We start from the raw sequence: 23,787 nt of genomic DNA, 5'->3' as shown, positions 1-23,787 counted from the left end.
TTCCCTTGTCCAATATTCTCGGCAGTCAGACTCGCAGATTCCGAAGTTTCCGTACTGATCGACACAAGTTCGCCAGCTTGCCCCGTTGCATTGCTAATCCAGTGAAACCTCGTGTTCGATCGGGGTTTTCTGGCCGTCGTCGGGCACTTCGACCGTTTCCTCCTTCTTGACTTCGCCGGCATTGCGCGGCCGACCGGCGACGATGATCTTGTGCGGGCCGGGCGGAAGTTGCTTGAGCACTACGACGCCCTGTGTATCTCCCTTTGCCGAGGCGCCAGGTAGATCGCCCGGTCCCATGATCGTGGCCGTCGGATTCCGCACGGGCACTTTCTCGCTGCCGCGTTTGTAGGTGACCTTGAGCCGCACGTCGCGGGGCTGGGGAGTCTTTTCGGCAGCGGCCGCCATCGCCGACTTGTGTCTGATCGTCAATGAAGTCAGAGGCGACCAATTGCCGGCGAAGTCCTGCACGCGCAGGTAAACCTTCGCATCGCCAGCCTTCAATTCGTTGAACTGCAGTTGAAAATCGTAAAACCGATACCCGTCCCCGCTAGAGCTATTCAATTGGGCAAAGATTTCTTGCCCCTTGGGTTCGGCCGCGCCCTCCGTAATCACGGGCTTGGGGGAGCCGGGCATCCAGTATTCCAGCAATTTCGGGCCGCTCAACGTGTCCTCGGCGCTGACCTCGACGATGACAGGCTCATCGGGCAATGATGTTCTGCGGATCGGCACGTCCGGATCCACATTGGGGAGCCTTGGCGCCGTCCCGTCCAAGACACCGCGCACAATATCGCTTAGCGCGGGCCCGTCGGAATGGTCTTCCCCCAGCACAGTCGCGTAGATTTCCGCTTCCCCGTCAGTACCGCCGGGCTGGAGCGCGAACGTAAAGTCGGCAACATCACAGTGAATGATGAGCCGTCCTGTTTCTTCCTCGACTTTAAGCAGCGGACGATAACTTCGCGAGCCGCGCACCTGATGCGCATCGATCACCGTGCCGTTGGTCTTTCGCAGGCCGATTTCCACTGTCTTTTCGCTGGCCACGTTGTCGACTTCGATCTGCACTACGATCGGCTCCGTCGGCCTACCCACGAACTCGAGTTGTCCGGGCAGCGACTCTGCGGAAGTCGAAGCGCGTGGCTGGCGAACGTGAATTCGCTCCTCAACAAGCACTCTTGGCATCCTGCGGCTTAAATCCCGATTGTCGGGCAACTGCCAAATGAAGGACCGAGGGTAGTTCGCGACGTCAAGAAATACGAGCCCTTCGCCATCCTTGGCCAAGGTCGGATCGAAGCGCAAAGCTGGTTTCAGCCCATCCTTCGGTAACTCAGTACTGCTGAAATCGTACCCTTTAACGGCAGGGCTGAGATCGTTGGTCTCACCCAACTTCACAAACACGGCGCCGCGCGGCAAGTCGGTCGGCGATTGTGTGTTTTCGGCAAAGCTGAGCTTGAACGGCAGTAGCTGGATACCGTCGTCTTCGCGAGGCTGTTCGGCCTCCGCGTCAACGAACTGATCAGGATGCAAGGGTTCGATGCCGAGCCATTCGAGATGATGTTCCACGCCGCCTCCGGCCTTCGTTTCGGTGATCACGGCCACTAATTGTAGCGACGGCAAGTCCACTTCCTTGGGCGCAGCGGGAGGCGGGACGGGAGTCGTAGCGGCGGCGTCCATCAGTGCGTCAGGCGCGGCGCCGGCGAGGCTAAACTTAAGTGCGCCTGATTCCCCCGATGGTTCCACGACGGCGCTGACTCCTAGCTTTACCGCGTCGCGCTGGAGAGCGTCCACCGTCAAAGGAACATCCGACCGCCGACTCCATTTGTCCTTCAATGCATAGAGTTCGACTTTCACGTCGGCGCGCGGACCGGCTGTTCGGCTGAGGCCGATGTCGTACACGGAATCGTCGTTGGGATGCGCCAGCAACCGCACTCCGGTCAGCCAGCGATCGCCCGAGGCGGAGGACGGTTCGCGCGCCTCGCGAACCAGCGAATTCTCACTCAATCGCACCAAGGCGAACGCGCTCTTGGCCGGAAGCTTTACCGGTATCGGAGTTTCCGCGCTCAGTTCCACCGCTCGGTCAGGATTCTCAGCACTCTTGGACTGGGCAATCACGACCAATCGAATCAGCCCGGACTTTGGCGGCTCGCCCAAATACGTGGCCGTCAACGTGACGCGTTGATCTTTGGACAATACGACATCTTCGGGCCTCACATCGGAATCGCCGTGCCTCAACTTTAGCTGCGGCGGAATCTCGACGAATCGCAACGAATTTGTGTTCGAGTGGCTGGCCCCGACGATGTCCAGCGTGAATTGCAGCACGGTGTCGTTGCTGAAGTCCAGCGATTCCGGCTTCAGTTTCAAGGTGATCTGCCGATTCCATTTTTTAAGCGGCGCCATGCCGCCTTCGCTGTCGTCGCGTTCCAGCTGTGCGTCTCCGGCACGCGCCAAGAGTTCCTCGCTACCGCTGCGCGGGGCAGACTGAATCCGCGATTTCAGCAGTGTGCGATATTCCGAAAGCAGACGCACGAACTTCGCGCACTCATCGAGGCTCGTCGCCATAGCGGCCGAATCGGTCAATTGCGACGCCAGCGCGGGCAATTTGTCGTCGGCGTTGCCGTCCTGAATCAAGCTCACTGTAAATCTCGCCCAGCGGGCCTCCATCTCCGCCTGATCTCCGGCTACGGACGTTGGCATCGCGATTGCTACGTTTTCTTCACCAACGCTCGGCGCGATTTCTGCTTCCTTAAGCACTTTCCATAGCAGCTCGCGATCCGCCGCGCTCGGCAGCGGCGTCAACAGAAGTTGTTCCATGCGATGCTGCGTAGCCGCCGTCAGCGGAGCGGCGGCAGCACTACCGTGCGTCGTATAGAGGCTGGAGACTTCCTGCTGGATGTCGGTCGTCACCTTGGCTAACAAGGCGTCGACTTCGGCCACGTTCGCTTGCCCAGGAATGTCTTCCGCACGGGAGCGGTCGTCCTGCCCTTCGAAGTCTTGAATCGCGTCGCAAAGTGTCTTCAATGCGATTATATCCTTGTCGCACTGCTGCGCTTCAAATCTGCCGCAAGCGGCTTGCCACCGCCAATAGTCCGGCAGCCTCGACAACAGCAAATTGCGGCGCCGCACCGCGGTCAAATAGGTCTTCGGCGCATCGCTCCACAACTCTTTTCGCGTACGCTGGAAGTTCCGAATCGCAGCGGGGAAGGCCCGCAGCGCATCTTCCGTGAAATCCTTGTCGTTGGACTCTCCGATGGCTGCCTGGCCGATGGCGTCCTTGACGGCGAGAAACGACGATTCCAGCGGCCCGTCGCCCACCTCGCCGCCGGTGTGACGACGCCAGTCGCTCCAGACCAACACTTCTTGCAATTCGCGCCACGACGCCGGCGCATAATCCAGCGGCGACGCCTTTAGTTGCTGGCCCACATCCAACAGGTAGTCGTGCGCGAGCCAAACCGCGTCCCCCTTGGGCTCCACCGGCTTAACGGGTTCCGCTGGCTTCTCGGCCGCGCCTTCCTCCTCTTTCTTCTTCTCCGGCACTGGCTCCACGACCTTTGCGGCAGCTTGCGTAAACTCCACCGGCAGCGAAATCTCGGCGGGATCAACCTGGCTTCGTGTGACGACGACCGGCGACGCTCCGAGCGTCTGCGTGAGTCGCGTCATGAGATCCTGAAGATCAACCCGACCATTTTTATTCGCGGCGTGCTTCTCTCGTAGGACTTCGCCAACCTGCTCCATGAACACCGAACCGCGAAGTCGATGATTGATGCGCGACTGCGTATTGCTGGGCCCGGCGCAGATCACCCAAAGACTATCCGATTCGACGGATTCCACATCGGATTTGAGCGCGACAGCCCAATCGGCCTGTGCCACCGCCAACCAGGGCTCCGCGCTCGCGCGCGGACTATCGAGCAGGACGATCTTGGTGGCGTACGACTGCGTCGCGATCGATTGCAGCAACTCGCGCAACGGCGTGGCCGGTCCATGGGGCGCGTTGTCCACGAAGTCCGCGAGCCTTGCTTGGCTGTAGTCCGTCGAAAGTAACGCCAGTTGAGGCGATCCATCAACGAGCCGCGTCGCAATGTGCCCCGCGATGTAGCAGACCAGCACGCCCTCGGCGGGACCAACCTCGCGTTTGTCGTTGGCGTTGAATGTTCCGTCTTGCGAGATAAGCTTTTTGGTCCAAGGCAATTGCGCCATGCGCTCCGCATCCGCGTTGGCGAAGGCGGGCGTTGTGAGTTGCCCCGCGTCGACGTCGCTGACTACGATCGAAGCGAACACCGTCGGGGTGACCGGCCGAGGCCACAGCAGCCACACGAATAGCCCCGCCAGGCAGCCCGCGACGGCCGTCCAGCCCAGGCGGTTAAGCCAGCGCTTCCAAGGATGGACTTCCTGTTGACTTCCCGGACGCCAATTCGGTTGTCGGGCAGGCCGCGATCGCCGTGCATCGGACATAGGATCGATGTTCCGCGGATGATTCAGCCGGTTTAGGCGACGACATGCCTGCCGACGCACAGGCCCGATTCTAACAAACAGCGCCGTGCCGGGGGACTCTGTTACAGGAATCGCACCAAAAGCGCGAATTTCGGCGCCCGGCGGTGGCGGACTGATTGCCGCGCCGCCGCCGCACCAAAGAAAAATCCCTCGTGCGCTGCGAAGGACGCTGCGCACGAGGGCATGCGAATCGAGATCAAGTACGTCGCTCGCTTTAGAAAATACCCATCGCGAACAAACTGTAGCGAACAATGAGCCCTGCGGCCACAACACTCACCATGCTCATCAGCTTGATCAGGATATTCAAGCTCGGACCGCTCGTGTCCTTGAACGGATCGCCGACGGTATCGCCGATCACGCCGGCGGCGTGTGCGGGACTGCCTTTGCCGCCGTGGTGTCCAGCCTCGATGTACTTCTTGGCGTTATCCCAGGAGCCGCCGGAATTGGCCATGAAGATGGCCACGCAGAAGCCCGTCGTCAGTCCAGCCACCAACATGCCCATCACGCCAGCGACGCCGAGCAGCAGGCCACCGACAACGGGCGTAACCAGGCCCAGCAACGAAGGCAGAATCATCTCCCTTTGAGCCGCTTTGGTGCTGATCGCCACCGGCGAAGAATAATCCGGTTTGGAGGTGCCAAGCATGATGCCCGGGTTTTCCTTGAATTGCCGGCGCACCTCTTCGACCATGCCTTTGGCGGCGCGACCCACGGCCTTCATCGTCATCGCACAGAAGACAAACACGGACATCGAGCCCACGAACATCCCCACCAGCACTTTGGGGTTCATCAGCGAGGCGTCGTAGTAGGTCGCGAACTCCGGCAACGTCGCGCGATGCACTTCGATCAATTCATCGCCGCTGGCGACAAATCGCGATTTCGTGACGCCATCTTCTTCGAATTGTTCGAGAATTCCGTCCGGCACACGTCCCGGAGCGCCGGAGAACGAAACCTTTTCCCAAGCTTCTCTGACGGCGCGATGCCGCACGTGCGTGGGAATCGCGAGGTACTTTTCGAACTTCTCCGCGGGAGTCTTGAACTCGCCTTCCTTGGCGCGCAGGATGAACTGATTGGAAACCTTGTAGAAGCCCGGTTCTGCGTCTACGGTCAACACGCTTTCGCCCCAACGCTCGAAGCCGATCCGCACTTCCTCGACGTAAGCGGCCAGTAGTGCGAGCGCGGTGAGCGCCGCGGAACCAATCGCGAAGCCCTTGCCCGTGGCGGCCGTGGTATTACCGAGGCTGTCCAGCGCATCGGTCCGCTCGCGGACTTGCTCTTCGAGTCCGGCCATCTGGGCATTGCCGCCGGCGTTGTCGGCAATCGGTCCGTACGCGTCCGTCGCGAGCGTGATGCCGAGCGTGCTCAACATCCCGACCGCGGAGATGCCCACGCCGTACAGGCCGAGGGCAAAATAGTTCATGTCGGTGAAATTCCAGCCGTTCGTAAAGCCGAACGAAAGAATCGTCGCGGCGGAGACGACCATCACCGGGAACCAGGTACTCATCATGCCTTCGGCGATGCCGCCGATGATCACGGTCGCCGGGCCGGTCAGGGCCTGCGCGGCAAGCTCTTGAGTTGGCTTGTACTCGTCGCTCGTGCAGTACTCGGTCCACTTGCCAATCAACCACCCGGCCAACAAGCCAACGATCACGCTGAAGGCTACGCCGGGCACGCCATAGACCATGGCGGCCGGGATCGGCGGCATGAGCCACCAGGCAAGGCCAATAGCCGCGATCATCACCAAAAACGTCGACAGATTAATGCCCCTAGCCAGCGCTTGGAGCAGCACTTTTTGAGTGGCGGACTCCTCCGTACGCACAGTGTAAACACCGGCGATCGACAGAAAGATGCCGACGGCCGCGATCGACATCGGCAGAAACAGTGTGCGCAATTGGGCTTCCACGACGCTCATGCTGCCATCGCCGGTCAGCAATTCGCCGCTGGCAAAGGCTGCTACGCCGAGAGCCGCTGTAGCCAAAATGGAGCCGCAATACGATTCGTACAAGTCGGCGCCCATGCCGGCCACGTCGCCGACGTTATCGCCGACGTTGTCCGCAATCGTGGCCGGATTGCGTGGATCATCTTCGGGGATGCCCTGCTCAACCTTACCCACGAGATCGGCGCCGACATCCGCGGCCTTGGTGAAGATGCCGCCGCCGACTCTTGCGAACAAGGCCTGGCTGCTGGCGCCCATGCCGAAGCACAGCATCGTGACGGTAATTTCGGCGAGAGAAATGGTCTCTCCCGTAATTTGCGGCCAGATCCAATAGAGGATCGCGAACCACAGGCAGATATCGAGCAGACCTAAGCCGACAACGGTCAAACCCATCACGGCGCCCGAGCGAAACGCGACCTGGAGGCCTTGGTTCAGCGACTTTCGCGCACCGGCGGCAGTGCGACTGCTCGCCCAAGTGGCGGTCTTCATGCCGAACCAGCCGGCAAGGCCCGAAAAGAATCCGCCCGTCAGAAAGGCGAACGGCACGAACTTGCTTTGCACGCCCAAGCCAAAGGCGGCATACGCGAGCAGCGCGCAAATCACGGCGAAAAAGACGGCCACTACCTTATATTGTTGGGTCAAATAGGCATTTGCACCCTCGCGGACATATCCCGCGATCTCGATCATCAGCGGCGTTCCCTCGTCCGACGCCATCATCTCCTTGTAGAAGCGAAACGCCTGAATCAACGCCACGATGGACGCGATGAAGCAGAACGCCCAGACGATCACAAATGTCTGCTCATTGCTCGCCGTCACGACCGGCGTCACTTCTTGCGCCAACAAGGCGAGATTGGCCGCCCCGGCCGAAAACATGGGCGCCGGCTCTGCGGAAGTGAGATTGGCTGGCACAATGACCGAAGCCAGCACCAGAGTCGCGAGCCCAACAAAAACCGTCCGTGTCCGCCTCATCATCGCGTCGACCCCCTCGTAATCCAGTGAGGTTGATGCGCCCGGCCCCACCGCCAAGCGCGCCGCGTGGCTGCCGCCGCTCACGGCCCCCAGAGTGTACCAACCAAAATTGGAAACACCATACCGATCAAGGAGTTGCGACGGATTGCCAGGACAAGTCGCCAGGGAGCCAAGTTGAACCTGCCAATTTTTGGCGGCTGCCCTGGAACACGCCGCCCGCGCACGTTGTTAGAATGTAGGCGGCGCATCGCGGACCTTGACCCGCGCAACGCCAACTCGGAAACGCACAACGCACGGAGCGTCTGGCCGCATGTCGTCTCGCTGGTTCAACGTGGCGATCGTCGGCATTTGGTTGACCACCATGTCCTGGTTGGTCACGCAGAAGATCTGGCCGGCGCTCGACGTCGGCCGTCCGCCCGGCTACAGCACCGATGATCCACATACGAAGTGGCAATTGCTGCTCGATGACAAACCGATTGGCTGGGCCGAATCGACCGTGGAGATCGACAAGGAAGGCGTGAAGACGTTGGCGAGCGAAGTCTTTCTGGAGGAACTTCCGCTCGGCAAGCTCGGCCCGGCCTGGTTGCTCCGCATGGTCGACGCACCGGATTCGATCGCCCAGATGCGAGTCCGTAGCACCGTCGAGCTCGATCCGCTGGATCGCCTGATCGGGGTCCGCACGGCAGTAGACCTCGCCTCAATGCGCGACGTGATGCTCATGCAAGGCGTGGCATCCGGCGACCGGCTCAGCATCACGGCCCGCACCGGCGACTTCGTCTACAACAACGAAATGTTTCTGCCTCGGGGCGGCGCGATCGGCGAATCCTTCTCGCCACGCACGCGGTTGGGACAGTTGGAGGATGGGCAGACTTGGACCGTGCCCGTTTACAGCCCCTTTTACGCCCCGAACGCCCCGATGGAAATACTGCAAGCGACAGTCGAAGGGGAAGGGCCGATTATTTGGAACCGCGAAATCGTGTCGACCAAGATCGTGGTGTTTCGCAGTGATCCAGGGGCGGGAATCGGCGACGCGAACGGCGCTATCCGCGGCCGCGCGTGGGTGGACCGACTCGGGCGCGTCCTGCGGCAAGAGGCGTTTCTCTGGAGCACCAAGCTCACGTTCGCGCGCGTGCCTAACGACGAAGAACGCCTGCGTGAGAGCGTCCCCGACCGACCGAGGCTGGAACACGAAGCATCCAACGACGCGCCCGTTGACCTGGAGGTCGACGCGCCATGATCGAGTTTCAGAACGTCACGCGGACCTACGGCGACCGCGTGGCGGTTGCGCGGTTGACGCTGACGGTTCAACCCGGCGAGCTGTTCTGTTTTCTCGGCCCGAACGGCGCCGGCAAGACGACGTCGATCAAAATGCTAGTCGGGCTGCTGAGACCGACTTCCGGATCGATTCGCGTTTGCGGTCACGACCTCACCGCACAGCATCGCGAGGCAGCTCAATCGATCGGCTATGTGCCGGACGAACCGTACCTCTACGAAAAGCTGACCGGGCGCGAGTTCCTGCAATTCGTCGCTGGCATGTACGGCATGACCAGGGCCGAGGAACGAGACGGGATCGAACGCACAATCGCTGAACTGGACCTGAGCGACTTTGTCGACGACCTCACGGAAACCTATTCGCACGGCATGAAACAGCGCCTGGTGTTCGCCGCCGCGCTGCTGCACAAGCCGCGCGTGCTGGTCATCGACGAGCCAATGGTGGGACTCGATCCGCGCACCGCCCGCATCGTCAAGAACCTAATTCGCGCCCAGGCTGAAGCGGGAGCCACGGTCTTCGTCTCCACGCATTCGCTGTCGATGGTCGAAGAAATCGCCGACCGCATCGGCATCCTCGACCAGGGCTGCTTGCGCTCGGTGGGAACGCTGAAAGAACTGCGAGGTTCGATCTCCGGCAGCGATTCCAGCCTGGAGAGTTTGTTCCTGCAACTGACGTCCGGGCCGAATGGAAATGGCAACACGTATCAGACTTCACCTGACACTAGCCCGTAGCGTCAGCGAGGGAGAGTTGACGTCGCCGAGGGTTAGGACCAGAAACTCTCAACAGCGCCCTCTCTCCCTCGCTGGCGCTACGGGCTAATGTAAGCGACGGCTGCAAATCGCCCTGTTCTTGACTTCAATCAACGCCGCCAAATGGCATCCAGCGCTGAACCGAACCGCCTACTGCGTCCCGAAGCTGAGGCTTCGGTCTTTTGGCGATTGCGCCGTCGGCTGACCGTGAACCAGATTCGCCAGGCCGTGCGTCAGTCGCGTTTGCGCGTTGCGCTCGCGCTCGTGTTGAGCATGTTGCTCTGGTTTGGGCTGTTCGTCATGTTCGCCGACGGGTTTCATTTTCTGGCCACGACAATTCAGCATCCCGAGACGCATGACCAGACCGTCGGGGTGGTGTTCCGCGTATTCTTTGCGTCGCTGACATTGATGCTGCTCTTTTCGTCGGCGGTGATTCTCTATGGCAGCATGTACCGCGCCAGCGAAGCGCAGTATCTCCTGACGTTGCCGGCGCGTGGCGAACGCATCTTTCAGCACAAGTTTCAGGAGGCGATGTTCTTCGCCAGTTGGGGTTTCTTGCTGCTCGGCAGCCCGATGCTGATCGCCTATGGCGTGGTCGGTGACGCTCCCTGGTACTACTTCGCGCTCTTGCCGTTCTTCATGGGGGCGTTCGTCTACATTCCGGGCAGCTTTGGTGCGATCGCCTGCGTGCTGGTCATTCACAGGCTGACCAATCGACGCCAATATGTTGTCGCTGGAACGGTCATCGCCGTGCTGGCGATCAGCGGCTGGGTCATCTGGTCCATCGCCAACAGTCCGCAAAGCGACCTGCTGACCCCGAACTGGTTCCAGGAGGTGGTCTCCCGGTTGCAGTTCAGCGAGCACAAGCTGTTGCCCAGCTGGTGGCTGAGCGTTGGCCTGTTGCAAGCTTCGCGCGGGCAATGGCGCGAAAGCGTGCTGTTCCTGTCGCTGACGGTCTCGAACGCCCTGTTCTGGCATTTGATCGCCTCGGCCGTGGCGTCGCGTTACTACCGCGCCGGCTACAGTCTGTTACACGCCGAGCGATCCGGGCGGCGGCGCGCGCGGTGGGGCTGGGTCGATCAGCTGGCGGGCTACAGCGCGGCGTTTCTCTCCCGGGAAATGCGGTTGCTGATCGTCAAGGACGTGCGACTGTTCCGGCGCGATCCCCTGCAGTGGTCGCAGTTCCTCATCTTCTTCGCCCTGTTGGCGATGTACTTTCTCAACACCCGGCGACTGACCTACGACGAAACCAAGGTCACCTGGGTCAATATGATCAGTTTCCTGAACCTGGCCGTGGTGGGGTTGATCTTGTCGACGTTCACGACCCGATTCATCTTCCCGATGGTCAGCCTGGAAGGCCGCCGGTTCTGGATCCTGGGCCTGATGCCGGTCGATCGCGGTACCGTGCTATGGAGTAAGTTCCTGTTCGCCGCCTGCGGGTCCATGATTCCTTGCACCGTACTGGTGCTGCTCAGCGACCTGATGCTAGACGTCAGGCTTTTTGTGATCGGCATTCACCTCCTGATTTGCCTGATCCTGTGCACGGGCCTGTCCGGGATCGCCGTGGGGCTCGGGGCCCGGATGCCGAACCTTCGGGAAGAATCTCCATCGAAGATCGCCGCGGGCTTTGGCGGCACGCTCAACCTCGTCATTTCGGCCGCATATATCGTGGCCGTCGTGCTCCTCGTGGCGGTTCCTTGCCACTACTACCTCGAAGTCAGCCAGCGCGAAACCAGCGATTGGGCCACACGCGTCGCAAGCGTGCAGTGGTGGTTGGGCCTGGGCATTGTCGCCAGTCTGGCGTTGGGCGCCATTGCCACCGCAGTTCCGCTGCGCGCCGGTTTGCGCGCCTTCCGCGAGCTTGAGCCCTAGTTTCACGTTCACGCGTCCGGATCATGAGGAAGCGATTCGCGTCGGATGAGATTCCGGTCGCGATTTTTTTCTGAATTTTTTTAATCCACTTGCAACCCGGTTCGTCGCTTAGGAAAGTGTACCCGGCGTGTAGAGCACCAGCACGCCGACACGCACTACTCACTCGGGGGTCCCTCATGTTTCGTCGTCGCCTGGTTCGACGTCGTCGCGGTCTGCGCATCGAGTCCCTGGAAGTTCGCCGCCTGATGGATTGCCAGAACAATCCCACGACCTACCTAGTCAATACTTTCGAAGATTCGGTCGTCTCCAACGACGGCCTCATGAGCCTACGGGAAGCCATTCTCGAATCGAACCTCGACGCCGACTGCAATCTCATTCTTTTGCCACCTGGCACCTATGGATTGACGAGCCAGGATCCGGCGGATTTGCGCGGCGGCAATTTGAACGTCGTCAAACGGCCCGAGCGATCGACCAAGCTCGTCACTATTCGATCGCAGGGCGCGATAGACGACCCCGAATCGACAGTCATTCGCGGCGACTGGACCGGCCAGCAACACAATTTGATTACTGTGGGTCTTGACGCGAGCCTCGCCATCGTGGGGATCACGTTGGAAAATGGCTCGACCAGCGACAAAGGGGGCGCGATACATGCCCGCAGCACCTTGTCCGTGACGAATTCCATCTTTCGCTCGAATCGCGCCGCAAAGCGCGGGGGCGCGATTGCCATTGAATTGGACAACGCGTCCGACAAAGTCACGATCAAGGACAGCCTATTCGAAGACAATAGCGTCGACCTGGAACTTGGCGGCGCCGTTTCCCAGTCCGGCGGCAAACTGACGATCGAGGGTTCGACGCTCTACAAGAATTCGGCCGGTAAGCGAGGGGGCGGACTGGCGGTGACGGAGGGATCGGCGACTATTATCAACAGCACGATCTCGACGAACACGTCGCGCGAATCGGGCGGCGGGATCTACGTGGTCGCCGGCGCCTCGGCGATTGTCAGTAGTAGCACCATTTACGCGAATACCGCTCGCGGCGACACGGCCGGCGGCGGCATCGACGCCCAGGGGGAGTCGACCAACGACGGATCAGTGAGAATCGAGAATTCCATCGTGGCCGGAAACGTTGCCTGGCACGAAGAATACGAGAACGTGCAGCTGATCGAGGGCATGAACTTGCGTGGCAACGTGCAAAGCGACGGCGGGAATCTGTTCGGCGACGTCACCGGGGCGGTGAATCCACAAGTTCGCAGTACAGAGGACGTCTTCGACTACACGTTCCGCAATCCGCTGCTGGGAGATTTGAAGAACAATGGCGGCCTGACGCCGACCCACGCACTCTTGGCAGGCAGCCCCGCGATCGGCGCGGGAACGAAGGAGACTGGCCCCCCGACGCACGACCAAACCGGAGCGCCGCGCGGCGACTCGATTGATATCGGCGCCGTGGAATTCATCCGCGAGCAAGAACCGCCCGACACCGTCTTGGGCGACACGGACAACGATTGCGATGTCGATATCACCGATCTCAACAATGTCCGCAACAATTTCGGCTCCAACGGTCTGGGGATCCTGGGCGACACCGACGGCGACGGGGATGTCGACATCACGGATCTGAACAATGTCCGCAATAATTTCGGATCCATTTGCGTCGTCACTCCCGGCGCGCCGCCGGCCGAAGTGATCGACGTCACGAATTGGCAAGTGTGCAAAGACGATCGCAAGTATTGCGCTATTCCGAACGACGACGGTGACGACACGTTGGCGATTCAGGCCGCGATGAACTACGCACGTACGCGCGGCGAGGCGCACGTCCGTGTCCCGAAGGGGGAATTCCTCGTCGCCAATCTGTTGTTTCACGGCTACGCGCTGGGGCTGACCGGCGAAGGCACGCTCAAACTCGCGCCGGGGTCCAAATCGTACGCCACGCTGACGGTCGACAGCACCGTGAATCCTCGCGGGAAAGTGCCCGAGCTGGCGATCACCAAGACCGTGACCATGCGCGACGACTTCACGCCGATCAACTGGGTGGACGGGATCACGATCGATGGCAACGTCGCGGCTCCGCACACCAATAAGGCCATCGGATTGGTCGTCGAAGGGGAGCAACTGCTGATCAGCAACCTCACCGTGCAGAACACCGCGAACCATCCGGATTCGACGACCGACCCCAACGTGCCGGCTGGGATCAACATCCTGGTGCGGGGAGACCACAACGTCTTCTCGACGGTGGATTCGCTGGACGCCGGCCATACGGCGTTCCGCAACGTCGGCGGAGACAACTACTACTATGACATCGCGGCCTTGCGATATCGCTGTCGCGGCTTTCGCGCGCAACTGCCGAGTGAGGACGAGGTCGGGGGCAAAGTGATCGAGGGCGGTCCGATCTATATCATCGGGAATGACGACGACCACGAGCTGGATTTCTCGACGGAGACTACCGGGGTGAACTGCAGCCGAGGCGACGCCCCCGCCTCGATCTTGATCGATCCGGTGCCTGTTGACGATCCGGACAGCGAAAAGCGCATCACCAAGGTGGAGTTGAGAAACCTCGATGTAGGGGGGCCCAACGGTATTGACCCCGTCTCCGGACAAGGGAATGTGCTGAAATTCGCCGCCGTGGAAAACATGATCATCGACAATAGTCGCTTTGTTCACACGTCGCCGCGGCTGCATTCGATTCGGGTCGCTGAGGGCACCATCGAAACGTTGCCGACCGGCGCCAAGCAGCAAATCGGCGAGATCACGATCACCAATTCCTGGCTGGCGCGCAATTTGTTCTTCGAAGGCCGAACCGACGAGCCCATTTACAAATCCATCGAGTTGGAAAATGTCACCATCGGCGAAGGGTTTCGCGATGCGAAACCAAGCGACCGAGAATATGCCATTGAACAACTATCCGTCTGGGACGGCTTCACGGGAAAGAGCCTTTCTCTGAATCACTTTTCGGTCGCGGGAATTCAATGGATGGCGCCTGCGGCGTTCAAGCTGATGGATAGCGAACTGCACGGAAAAAGCGCCAGCCTCGTAAATGGGCTTGACGTCGAGTTTCTTCTCGACGACGTACAATGCTCCCGCTTCATGTGGTCCGACAACGTCGTGACAAACACGCCGCCGGGGTTAGCTTTACCGGTACCGCAGATCCCGGGCAGCTTGAAGCTCCTCTGTAACGTGGCGCCGGTGACCGAACCAGCGGCCTCGATAATTGCTGACAGTGTTGCCGCCGTCGACGAGGTCGTCGAGCGGTGGCAAAGCAACGCGGACCTGCTCGGCTGGTCCGCCGCAGATCCCGACGAAACGTCCGTCATCGCCCGACGCAATTCGGCCCGGCGTCGTTGAACTTCCGTGAACTAGGACCTGCTAATCCGCGATATGTTGGCGCGCCGTTTCCGCCCAGGGGCTGTCCGGTGACATTTCGAGGAAACGGCGCCAATGCGTGCGGGCCTGGTCGCCATCGCCCTGTTGTTCCAGTGCGAGCGCCAGGTGATAGTGCGCGTCGGGGAAGTCCGGGTGCAGCGCCAAAGCCCCGCGAAAGGCCGCGACCGCTAGCGTGGTTTGGCCCAGTTCAGCCAGCAAGCAGCCCAGGTTCGAGCGGGCTTCCACGAAGTTGTCGTCCAGTTCGACCGCCATGTAGTAGCGTTCGAGCGCTGCGGGCAGCTCGTTCGACGCGTAGAGTAACTCGGCTAACTCAAAAACCCATTCGGCGCGCGGCCCGCCGACGGCGAGCGCCGCGCGATAGAGGTCGATCGCCTCCGGCAACTCGCCAGCGTCCTCGTGGGCCTTCGCGGCCTCAATCAGCTCCTCCGGCTCCGGCGAAACAGCCGAGATTTGCCGTGCGACGGCCGGCGTGGCTTCGACGGTGTCGAAATCGTCGTCTAGTTGCTCGAAGTCGAAGCGCAGTTGCCCGCCAGGTTCAACTAGGCCTTGCCCTTGGCGGAGCAGCAGTTCTTTGCCAGCCAGCATCACCGACAACTGCGCCAGCGGCCGTTCCACGCTGGGGAGGAATCGCCCCAGCGCCGCGAGTTGCCGCTTGATCTCGCGCGGCGGGATGCCGGCCGTCAGCAATTCGACCAAGCGGCGGGCGGTCGCGACTTCCTGAAAGTCGAAATACGGCAGTCGCATCACCTCTCGTACCGGGCGGATCAGCCCCAGACGCTGCCAGCGTCGCACAACGCTCAACGGCACGCCGACCAATTCCGCCAGCATGCGCGGCGTGTGCAATCGATGCACGTGTTGTTCGGCATCGACCAGCCCTAACCGGTGCCAGAGCTGCGTTTCCGAGATGACGACGGGACTCACTGCCCCAGGCGTCGCGGCTTCCAAGGCGGCCAACGCCCGGTCGAGCACGCCGTGCTCGTCCAGCGGCAGGCTGTGTTCACCCACGACAATCAGGCCGACGGCCGGATCACCCAGCTCGACGTTGCTGCCGCCATGCGCTCGGATCAACTCGCGAGCATCGGAATGACGTGCGCCGGCAAACCGCCCGACAAGCGCGACGCGCATACCTTCCAGCGAGGGTGCCGATGACATGGGCCGAAACGGGGGGACGCGATGAAAACTCGTTGCGCCCAATGTCTAGGCTGGCAGCCGAAGTGTCAACGCACTGAATTGCGCCGCCCAGGAACCCGGCCTGCAACGCCCAGCAACGGCTATTGCTTGATCGTTCCCGGTTGCGCACTGACGCGCACCGTGCCGGGACCGGGCGCTGCCGCCGGGGCTGCGCTGGCCGTCAGCGGTGCGGTGCTGAGCGCCGTGCGCATCGCGGTTGCACGGGATTGCAACTCGGTGTTCCAGCGGTCCAGCGAGAGCGCTCGCTGATAATTGGCGAGCGCCTGGGCCTGGTCCCCCAACTCTTCCTGGACATGCCCCAGCGCGATCAACGCACGGGAATTGGACGGTTCCAGGGCCAGGGCGTCTTGCAGATGCTTGAGCGACGCGTCCTTGTCGCCGAATTCCTCCGATAGCCGGGCCAACTCAATTTTCGGGTCGGCCACCGCCGGGCTGTGTTGCGCCCAACCTTCCATCAGCCGCACCGCCTCTTCGGACCGATTTTCCTCCACCAGTAGTACCGCCAACCCGCGGTGGCAATCACGGTGATTCGCGTTGCGGTCCAGGCACTGGTTATAGTAGGTCTCGGCCTGCTGCAGGAAGGCGTCGTTTTTCTGCGTCTTCCCAAGCTGATGGTACGTCGCCGCCAGGTTGTAGTAGCCGTCGCCGTTGTTCGGATCGGACAAAATCGCCTGTTGGAAACGCTCGACAGCCCCTTGATAAAGCCCCTGCTGGTGGAGCTTTACGCCACTAGCGTTCTGCCCCGAGGCTACCATCTGCGTACACCCAGCCGTCCCAAGGGAGGCCGCCGCTAAACAGAATGTCCCCAGCGCGGAAATCAGCCGCGAATTTACGGTGGATCGAGTCACGGCTGCGTACCTCCGGCCAACAAAACATGCGGTGGCGCAAGTGCGGCGACCTGCCTCGCCCGCCAAGCGGCGGGGACGATAGCTAGCCTGGCCCGGACCAGCAAGGCCATTCTCGACGTAAGTGGCATTTCTGCGGCAAATTGCTCGAACTGGAAGCTTGCGAACCCCCTCCGCCGCAAGTTACGATAGCTGCGCGAGTTGCGAACTCATCTCACCATCTTTTGGGCGGCGCTTCGATGCGATTCTTGGCTACTTGGGCGGCATTGGCGGCGATTTCTGGGACGTTTTCCGTGGCAAGTGCCGCCACGTTCGAGGAACTGTTGAAGAAGTCGCCGGAAGGCGCCAACGTGGCGATCGTGGTGAACGTCGCGCAGATTATGCAGAGCGAGTACGCCAAGAGCCAGGGAACGGCCGAAAAGCTGGCCGAGGCGTTTCAGGAACGGGAGATCATGATCCCGCCGAACGCCACGCAGTTCGTGATGGTTTCACAACTCGACCTGGAACGGCATCGGCCGATCTGGGAGGCCGCGATCATGGAACTTTCCAGTCCGCCGGCATTTGTAAGCGCTGCTTCAAAGCTGAATAGCACGGTCGAGAACATCGCCGGCGCCCAGGCGATCGGCACCCGCCGAGCCATGCTCGTCGACTTGGGTGATTCACAAGTCGGCGCGATGCTGCCGACGAACCGGCAGCTCGCCGCGCGCTGGATTAAGCGCGTAAAGTCCGGCGAGGGCGCTGTCTCCGCGTACTTGACGAAGGCCAGCTCCTACAGCGACACCGCCGGCACGGACATCATCCTATCGATCGATCTTACCGATGTGCTGCCGCAAAAATTCCTGGAAGAGCGACTGCGCGATGGAGAATTGAAGGATCAAATCAAGGATATTCCCGCCACCGCGGCGTTGTTGACCAGCATTCAAGGCGTGCGGCTCGGCATCAAGATCGGCGACAAGTGCCACGGCAAGTTGATCGTCGATTTCGCCGAGGATCCCTCGAGCCTGGGCGAACTGGCCAAGCCGATGTTGCTGAACGCCATTGGCGGGGCGGGCATCATGCTTGAGGAATTCGCCGACTGGCAGCCGTCGGTTGGCAAGAGCACGCTGGCCATCGAAGGAGACTTGGGCCCGGAGAGCATGCGGCAATTGATGGGACTCGTCTCGGTGCCCACCGACAGCCTGGCGGCCGTCGCCAGCGAATCGGCCGCCGCGGCGCCCAAGCCCAAAACTACGCCGGTCTCCGCGATGGCCGAGGCCTCGCGCACGTACTTTAAGACCGTCGATAAGCAGTTCACCTCGCTGCAACTCAAGCACAAGGATGCAAAAACCTTCGGGCAGGTCGCGCAATGGGTAACCAACGCCGCCCGCCGCATTGACCGTTTGCCCACCTTGGACGTTGACCCCGAGATGGTGGCCTACGGCGCGAGTGTGAGCACAGAACTGCGCGAAATGGCGGCGTCGCTCCAAGGCATCGGCATCAACTCTGCCGAACGCAACGCCGCGATCTACGGGGGCGACACGTACTATTCCGGCTGGGACGGCTGGTACTATTCTGATTCCGATACCGGCGCTCAGCGCCGCCAGGTCCGCGCCGAGGAAAAGGCCGCCGGCGCTCGGTCGGCCCGCGAGATCGCCGTCAAGCTGGAAAACGAAGCGGCGGCGATGCGGGCCAAGATGTCTCAAAAGTACAAGCTTCAGTTCTGAGACGACCGACGGAACACCTCCCAAGCGGCCGGAATCGCGGCGGAACAGTAACCTGCGCAAGGCGCTCGTGCGATCACGAGCGCCTTACTTTTGCGCCTCTCGGGCTTAAGATGGTGAGCGTCGCTCGTTCCCGCCAGCTAGCTCCCGTTGAGATTGCCGCCCCATGTCCGTTTGCCGCGTGCATCGCGCTATTATCAGTGTCAGTGACAAGCAAGGCCTCGTCGAGTTCGCCCAGGGATTGATCGCCGCGGGCGTGGAACTTTACAGCACGGGCGGGACGCGCAAGCACCTCGCGGACGCGGGCGTCACGACGATCGACGTCGCCGACTACACTGGCTTTCCCGAGATGATGGACGGCCGGGTTAAGACGCTGCACCCCAAGATCCACGGCGGCATCCTCTGCCGTCGCGATCATCCGGAAGACATGCAGGCCCTCGAAGCGCATGGCATTCGCAGTTTCGAGTTGGTCGTCGTGAACCTCTATCCCTTCGAGGCCACTGTCGCCCGCGCGGACGTCGCTTGGGAAGAAGCCGTCGAGCAGATCGACATCGGCGGGCCGTCGCTGGTCCGCGCCGCGGCGAAGAATCACGCCTTTGTCGGCGTGGTGACCAGCCCCGGACAATACGCGGAAGTGTTGGCGGAACTTCAACAGGAATCCGGCACGACGTTCGACCTGCGGAAGGAACTCGCCGGCGCGGCGTTCGAGCACACGTCGCAATACGATCGCGCCATCGCCGACTACTTCGCCAAGCCAGAGGCGGAAGTCGAAACCTTTCCCGCTCAGGTCACGCTGCAGTTAGAACGCCAGTCGGAACTGCGTTACGGGGAGAACCCGCACCAGCGCGCGGCGCTTTATGCCAATCAAGGCGCAGCTCCGCAGCAACTCGTCCATGCCCGGCAACTGCACGGCAAAGAGCTGTCGTACAACAATTGGCTCGATCTGGACAGCGCCTGGAGCATCGTTCGCTCGCTTCCCGGACCGGCAGTCACGGTGATTAAGCACAACAATCCCTGCGGCGCAGCCACGGCGGCGGAACTGTCCGTCGCCACGCGGCGCGCGCTGGACGGCGATCCGGTCAGTGCCTTCGGTTCCATTCTGGCGCTCAATCGCACCGTCGACGCGGCCACCGCGACCGTCCTCGCAGAGCCAGGGTTATTCGTTGAAGCGATCCTCGCGCCGTCGTTCGACCGGGACGCGCTCAGGATCCTCACGACGAAACCGAAGTGGAAGGCCAACGTGCGGCTGCTGGAACTGGGCAAAGCCGTGGCGGCGGCGCCTTCGTTGGAATTCCGGCGCATCGACGGCGGCTATCTGGTGCAAGATACCGACGTCGCAGCCGATCCAGAGTCCGAATGGCGCGTCGCGACTGAAAAGTCGCCGGATGACGAGTTGCTTAGCGAGCTCAAATTCGCCTGGGCGATTGTGCGGTTCGTCAAGTCGAACGCCATTGTCATCGCCAAGGACGGCCTGGTCCTCGGCGTCGGCGCAGGACAAATGAGCCGCGTGGATTCCGTGGAAATCGCTTTGAAGAAATCCGGCGATCGCGTAGCAGGATCGGTACTCGCCTCCGACGCCTTTTTCCCGTTTCCCGATTCAATCGAACACGCCGCCAAGGCTGGCGTCCGGGCGTTCATTCAACCGGGCGGTTCGAAAAACGACGACGCCTCGATCGCGGCGTGCAACCAACACGGCCTGACGATGATCCTCACCGGACGCCGACACTTTCGCCACTAGCGCACGCCCCCTACCAGAAATGCTTCCATGAGTTCCGCCGACGACGTTTCGTTGTTTCCTGCTGAGGGCTGGCATTGCCGGCACTTGTACTACCGGTTCAATCGCCGCGCACTGCGCGATCTCGCGCCGGGTGAATTGGTCGCCGGTCGGGAGCAGTTTCTCGCGGTGCTTGCGCCGGATGGTCCGCATGCGCCTGCGCGATTGCAGCCGTCGATCGTCGCCGGACATAAGGCCGATTTCTCCTTGATGCTGCTCGACCCCGATCCGCTCAAACTCGACGGGCTGCATCAGCGACTCCTCGCTTCGCCGCTGGGGCCCGCGCTCGAAACGACGTACTCATATGTCTCGTTGACGGAAGTCTCGGAGTATGTCCCAACGGTCGAACAGTACGGCGCGCGGCTGGTCGAGGAAGGCGAAGACCCGAACGGCGCCGCGTATCAGGCCAAGATGAAAGCCTATGCGTCGCGGGAAGAAATGATGCGCCGCCAGCGGCTCACGCCCGACCTGCCGCCTTGGCCGAACACCTGCTTCTATCCGATGAACAAGAAGCGCAAGGTCGGCGAGAACTGGTTCACGCTTTCTTTCGCCGAACGGAACAAGCTGATGGCCGAACATGGCCGCTCCGGAATGAAATTCGGCGGCCGCGTCACGCAACTCATCACGGTGTCCGTCGGCCTCGACGACTGGGAATGGGGCGTCACGCTCTGGGCGCGCAAGCCGGAGTTTCTCAAGGAAATCGTCTACACCATGCGCTTCGACGAGGCCAGCGCTCGCTACGCCGAATTCGGCCCGTTCTATACGAGCTTCGTCACGACCGCGGAGAAGATCCTGGAGCATTGCCAGGTTGGAGTTTGATCCGGCCTTTCACGTCGGAGGCACTGAGACGCGGAGGAGAGGGAGTGACAGTGGCTGGAGCGGGCGCGTAGGGCGGGCCGTGCGCGCGATTGATGCATTGAAGTGAGCAAAGCGACGCGAAAGCCGGTCATTGTTGACCGAGTAATGCGAGGCCCGCCATACTTTGAATCCGGCGGGCCTTAGTTTTGGAGGCAACTCGTGCGAATTACCATCCGTGGCCGTCGAACATGATGCGTCACTCGCGCGCGCGGCCCGCCCTACGACTCATTCGCAATTCAGACATTTGACGTTGATTCGACATGCGTTCTCCGCCCCTCGGCGTCTCAGCGCCTCCGCGGTTCAAATGTACTCCCCCTCTCCGTGTCTCTGTGGTGAATCTGCTGTTGTCTCACCGCCGGGACAGCTACATTAACGGTCAGGTGCAGCGCGTCCTCAACCGGAACTGAGTGATGGATTCCTTTCGCATGCTGGTGGCCCTGGGGCCGCTGGCGATCTACTTATTGCTGCTGGGGCTGGTCAATCTGCTGCCGCGGCCCTACCTGACGACCGGCGGGCGGGACACGGCGGCGCTCGGCGTGGCCCTGTCTGGGTTCATTCTGATCGGCCCGTTGGAGTTGTTTATGCCGCACTGGCCGTCGGCGCATTGGAGCGAGTTTATGTGGGTCTTCTGGTTATTGCTGGGCGTGCTCTGCACCCTGGTGCTGACGTTGATCGTGCTTTCGCAGCGGCCGCGGTTGGTGATTTACAACATCAGCGCCGACGAACTGCGCCCCGTGCTAGCCGAGGCCGCCGAGTTGCTCGACGCCGACGCCCGGTGGGCCGGCGGCAGCCTGGCCTTGCCGCGTTTGAAGGTACATCTGCACGTGGAGCCCTTTCCTGGCATGCGAAACGTGACGCTGGCGGCCACGACCGACGCCCAGGACCTGGGGGGCTGGCGCGCGTTGGAACAAACACTGGCGGCTGAACTGACCGCGGTCCGATGCCGGCCGAATCCGCTCGGCGGCGCGATGGCTGTTGCCGCCGTCCTGTTGCTGCTCCTGGTGAGCGCCAACTTAGTGCGCGATCCGCAGGCGCTGACGCAGGGGTTCTGGGAAATGCTCCGGATGTAAAGCAAACGCAGCCAAACAGCTATGGCTGCCGCGAAGGTTTGCTATACTGAGTCGACGACGGATCGCGCGGCTGTCCTTCAGTCGCCACCAGGGCGATTGATCCGCGGCGATCCGAAACAGCCTGGAATTCAGCGAGTCAATCACATGGGCAAAGGCAACAACAGCCAGAAGAACGACAAGAAGAACAAGAAGCCTAAGCAGGGCGGCGCCAAGAAGCCGGACAGCAAGCAGTCGTCCGGCAAGAGCTGATTCACCGAGTTGAGCGGCGATTGACGAATCCACGACGAATCCACGTAGCGCAAAGCGGGCCGCTGTTGGCTTTCTTGTTAAGCGCGCTCGGGCTGAAGCGCGCCGCCGCCAAAAAGCTCCTCAAATTCGGCGCTGTGCAGGTGGGCGGCGCCACCACGCGGCGCTTCGATCATGAGCTCCGCCCAGGCGACGAAGTCGCCATCAACGACTTGCGCACGATGGCGGCCGAGGCTCGGTTCAAGGAAGCGAAGGTTCGCATCGTCTACGAGGACGAAGCGCTCATCGCCGTCGACAAGCCGGAAGGCCTGCTGACGGTAGCCACGGATCGAGAGCAGCTCGAAACCTTGTTCGTGCAATTGAACGACTATCTGCGCAGTCGTCGCGAGCAGGTTGCCGGAAGGCTCTTTGTCGTGCATCGCCTGGACAAGGATACGTCCGGCCTGGTCCTCTTCGCCAAGAGCGAAAAGATCAAGGACGCCCTGCAAGCGCAATGGGGCGGCATCGAAAAAACCTACTTCGCCATTGTGCGCGGCCGTCCTGTGTCCGAGCAAGGAACGATCGACAATTACCTGGTCGAAGACAGTAAGTCTCTCAAAGTCTCCCGATGCGAAGCCAGTCGCCCCGACGCCCAGCGCGCGGTGACGCATTATCGCTTACTGGAATCGGTCGGCGCGCGGTCGCTCCTGGAAGTGAAACTGGAGACCGGCCGTAAGCACCAAATCCGCGTCCAGCTCACCGGCATCGGTTGTCCCGTGGTAGGCGATAAGCGCTACGGTCGCAAAGGATCGAATACCAGGATGGCATTGCACGCCGCGATGCTACGGCTCGTCCATCCCGCGTCGGGTGAACAACTGGTGATCAAGTCGCCCATGCCGCGCGCGATGCGCAAAATGATGTTGCCGCGCTGATCGCCGCGCTCGGCGATACGAGCCACGAGAATCCGCCATCTTCCGCGGTTAGTTCTCATCGCGGCGTCAAGTCGGTAGATTCGCCGTCCCGCGAGTTGGCATCGCTGGAAAACCTACGATCGCGAATGATGCTGCTTGCCAGTATTGTCGAAGGCGTACATTGGATTCCTGACCGACAACTGAGAATCGCACCGTTTCAAAGCTCTCGGCAAGAATTCCACATTCGCCACCTTTTGAAGCTTCAAACTGAAATGACACTCTATCGACGGTGGCAAACGTACTTGGTAAAAAGCCCGCGGCAGCCGCGAAACGGGTGTTTTCCGTACTCACCAACGCCACATTGAAAAGCTTTTGGCGGGCCAAACCAATTTGATTGCAGGACACTTCCTCGGAAGTTTCCCAAAAGCTAACTATCAAGACAACCGAAACTTCGCGGTTTGAAGTAGCACACGTGTCGTTCCAACCGAGCATTCAACTAGGACACGTGAGTCGCGTTGAACCCAGATGGAACGCGAAGAATGAATCGCCTGAACGCGACAA

15 protein-coding genes are annotated in these 23,787 nt (G+C 61.2%); 10 read left to right on the top strand and 5 right to left on the bottom strand.

The genetic code is table 11. The features are described 5' to 3' along the window. Window positions 1-93: 93 nt before the first annotated feature. A complete protein-coding gene (locus SGJ19_21465) occupies window positions 94-4,443 on the bottom strand; it encodes a hypothetical protein (protein ID MDZ4782825.1) in 4,350 nt (1,449 codons plus the stop codon). A 253-nt stretch (window positions 4,444-4,696) separates the two neighbouring features. After that, entirely contained in the window at window positions 4,697-7,288 is a 2,592-nt protein-coding gene (locus SGJ19_21460) for a sodium-translocating pyrophosphatase (protein ID MDZ4782824.1), read from the bottom strand. Between the two features lie 406 nt (window positions 7,289-7,694). On the opposite strand from SGJ19_21460, the gene SGJ19_21455 reads away from it, so the two are divergent. The 4 genes from SGJ19_21455 to SGJ19_21440 all read left to right on the top strand — a co-directional run bounded on the left by SGJ19_21455 (window position 7,695) and on the right by SGJ19_21440 (window position 14,613). Continuing rightward, window positions 7,695-8,621, top strand: coding sequence for a hypothetical protein (locus tag SGJ19_21455; GenBank protein ID MDZ4782823.1), 927 nt, complete (start codon window positions 7,695-7,697; stop codon window positions 8,619-8,621). Next, the gene (locus SGJ19_21450) at window positions 8,618-9,388 is read left to right on the top strand and encodes an ABC transporter ATP-binding protein (protein ID MDZ4782822.1); all 771 of its coding nucleotides are present in this window, start codon (window positions 8,618-8,620) and stop codon (window positions 9,386-9,388) included. The genes SGJ19_21455 and SGJ19_21450 overlap by 4 nt, the downstream gene beginning before the upstream one ends. A 141-nt stretch (window positions 9,389-9,529) precedes the next feature. Beyond that, window positions 9,530-11,278: a hypothetical protein gene (locus SGJ19_21445; GenBank protein MDZ4782821.1), complete on the top strand. Its 1,749-nt coding sequence runs from the start codon at window positions 9,530-9,532 to the stop codon at window positions 11,276-11,278. A 176-nt stretch (window positions 11,279-11,454) separates the two neighbouring features. After that, on the top strand, window positions 11,455-14,613 hold the full coding sequence (locus tag SGJ19_21440) for a choice-of-anchor Q domain-containing protein (GenBank protein ID MDZ4782820.1): 3,159 nt from the start codon (window positions 11,455-11,457) through the stop codon (window positions 14,611-14,613). A gap of 21 nt (window positions 14,614-14,634) precedes the next feature. Here SGJ19_21440 and SGJ19_21435 read toward each other — a convergent pair whose 3' ends face one another. Together SGJ19_21435 and SGJ19_21430 are read right to left on the bottom strand one after the other, a co-directional pair. Continuing rightward, complete coding sequence (locus SGJ19_21435; protein MDZ4782819.1) at window positions 14,635-15,804, bottom strand: tetratricopeptide repeat protein; 1,170 nt, start codon at window positions 15,802-15,804, stop codon at window positions 14,635-14,637. A gap of 119 nt (window positions 15,805-15,923) precedes the next feature. Continuing rightward, complete coding sequence (locus tag SGJ19_21430) at window positions 15,924-16,691, bottom strand: tetratricopeptide repeat protein (GenBank protein MDZ4782818.1); 768 nt, start codon at window positions 16,689-16,691, stop codon at window positions 15,924-15,926. A gap of 236 nt (window positions 16,692-16,927) precedes the next feature. Here SGJ19_21430 and SGJ19_21425 point away from each other — a divergent pair, with 236 nt between their 5' ends. From SGJ19_21425 to SGJ19_21400, 6 genes are all read left to right on the top strand, one after another. Continuing rightward, window positions 16,928-18,391 (top strand): hypothetical protein, encoded by a 1,464-nt coding sequence (locus SGJ19_21425; protein ID MDZ4782817.1) that lies wholly within the window; start codon window positions 16,928-16,930, stop codon window positions 18,389-18,391. Window positions 18,392-18,554: 163 nt separating this feature from the next. Then, a complete protein-coding gene (purH, locus tag SGJ19_21420; protein MDZ4782816.1) occupies window positions 18,555-20,126 on the top strand; it encodes a bifunctional phosphoribosylaminoimidazolecarboxamide formyltransferase/IMP cyclohydrolase in 1,572 nt (523 codons plus the stop codon). A gap of 27 nt (window positions 20,127-20,153) precedes the next feature. Then, window positions 20,154-20,981 (top strand): hydrogen peroxide-dependent heme synthase, encoded by an 828-nt coding sequence (hemQ, locus tag SGJ19_21415; GenBank protein ID MDZ4782815.1) that lies wholly within the window; start codon window positions 20,154-20,156, stop codon window positions 20,979-20,981. 449 nt (window positions 20,982-21,430) lie between these two features. Then, window positions 21,431-22,090 carry a hypothetical protein gene (locus tag SGJ19_21410; GenBank protein MDZ4782814.1) on the top strand — a complete coding sequence of 220 codons (660 nt, stop codon included), beginning with the start codon at window positions 21,431-21,433 and terminating at the stop codon, window positions 22,088-22,090. Between the two features lie 21 nt (window positions 22,091-22,111). Beyond that, complete coding sequence (locus SGJ19_21405) at window positions 22,112-22,339, top strand: hypothetical protein (GenBank protein ID MDZ4782813.1); 228 nt, start codon at window positions 22,112-22,114, stop codon at window positions 22,337-22,339. A gap of 65 nt (window positions 22,340-22,404) precedes the next feature. After that, window positions 22,405-23,247 (top strand): RluA family pseudouridine synthase, encoded by an 843-nt coding sequence (locus SGJ19_21400; GenBank protein MDZ4782812.1) that lies wholly within the window; start codon window positions 22,405-22,407, stop codon window positions 23,245-23,247. A gap of 66 nt (window positions 23,248-23,313) precedes the next feature. Here SGJ19_21400 and SGJ19_21395 read toward each other — a convergent pair whose 3' ends face one another. Beyond that, window positions 23,314-23,718 carry a hypothetical protein gene (locus SGJ19_21395; protein MDZ4782811.1) on the bottom strand — a complete coding sequence of 135 codons (405 nt, stop codon included), beginning with the start codon at window positions 23,716-23,718 and terminating at the stop codon, window positions 23,314-23,316. Window positions 23,719-23,787: the final 69 nt, after the last annotated feature.

It is taken from the genome of Planctomycetia bacterium (genome assembly GCA_034440135.1).
Classification (GTDB): Bacteria; Planctomycetota; Planctomycetia; order Pirellulales; family JALHLM01; genus JALHLM01.
The sequence above is the reverse complement of the archived record's forward strand: the minus strand, read 5'-3'. Positions and strand labels throughout refer to the sequence as shown.

Coding starts and splice junctions, on each gene's coding strand:
- SGJ19_21465 (MDZ4782825.1), bottom strand. CDS start 4,443: ATGTCCGATGCACGGCGATCGCGGCCTGCCCGACAACCGAATTGGCGT.
- SGJ19_21460 (MDZ4782824.1), bottom strand. CDS start 7,288: ATGTTTTCGGCCGGGGCGGCCAATCTCGCCTTGTTGGCGCAAGAAGTG.
- SGJ19_21455 (MDZ4782823.1), top strand. CDS start 7,695: ATGTCGTCTCGCTGGTTCAACGTGGCGATCGTCGGCATTTGGTTGACC.
- SGJ19_21450 (MDZ4782822.1), top strand. CDS start 8,618: ATGATCGAGTTTCAGAACGTCACGCGGACCTACGGCGACCGCGTGGCG.
- SGJ19_21445 (MDZ4782821.1), top strand. CDS start 9,530: ATGGCATCCAGCGCTGAACCGAACCGCCTACTGCGTCCCGAAGCTGAG.
- SGJ19_21440 (MDZ4782820.1), top strand. CDS start 11,455: ATGTTTCGTCGTCGCCTGGTTCGACGTCGTCGCGGTCTGCGCATCGAG.
- SGJ19_21435 (MDZ4782819.1), bottom strand. CDS start 15,804: ATGTCATCGGCACCCTCGCTGGAAGGTATGCGCGTCGCGCTTGTCGGG.
- SGJ19_21425 (MDZ4782817.1), top strand. CDS start 16,928: ATGCGATTCTTGGCTACTTGGGCGGCATTGGCGGCGATTTCTGGGACG.
- purH (MDZ4782816.1), top strand. CDS start 18,555: ATGTCCGTTTGCCGCGTGCATCGCGCTATTATCAGTGTCAGTGACAAG.
- hemQ (MDZ4782815.1), top strand. CDS start 20,154: ATGAGTTCCGCCGACGACGTTTCGTTGTTTCCTGCTGAGGGCTGGCAT.
- SGJ19_21410 (MDZ4782814.1), top strand. CDS start 21,431: ATGGATTCCTTTCGCATGCTGGTGGCCCTGGGGCCGCTGGCGATCTAC.
- SGJ19_21405 (MDZ4782813.1), top strand. CDS start 22,112: ATGGCTGCCGCGAAGGTTTGCTATACTGAGTCGACGACGGATCGCGCG.
- SGJ19_21395 (MDZ4782811.1), bottom strand. CDS start 23,718: ATGCTCGGTTGGAACGACACGTGTGCTACTTCAAACCGCGAAGTTTCG.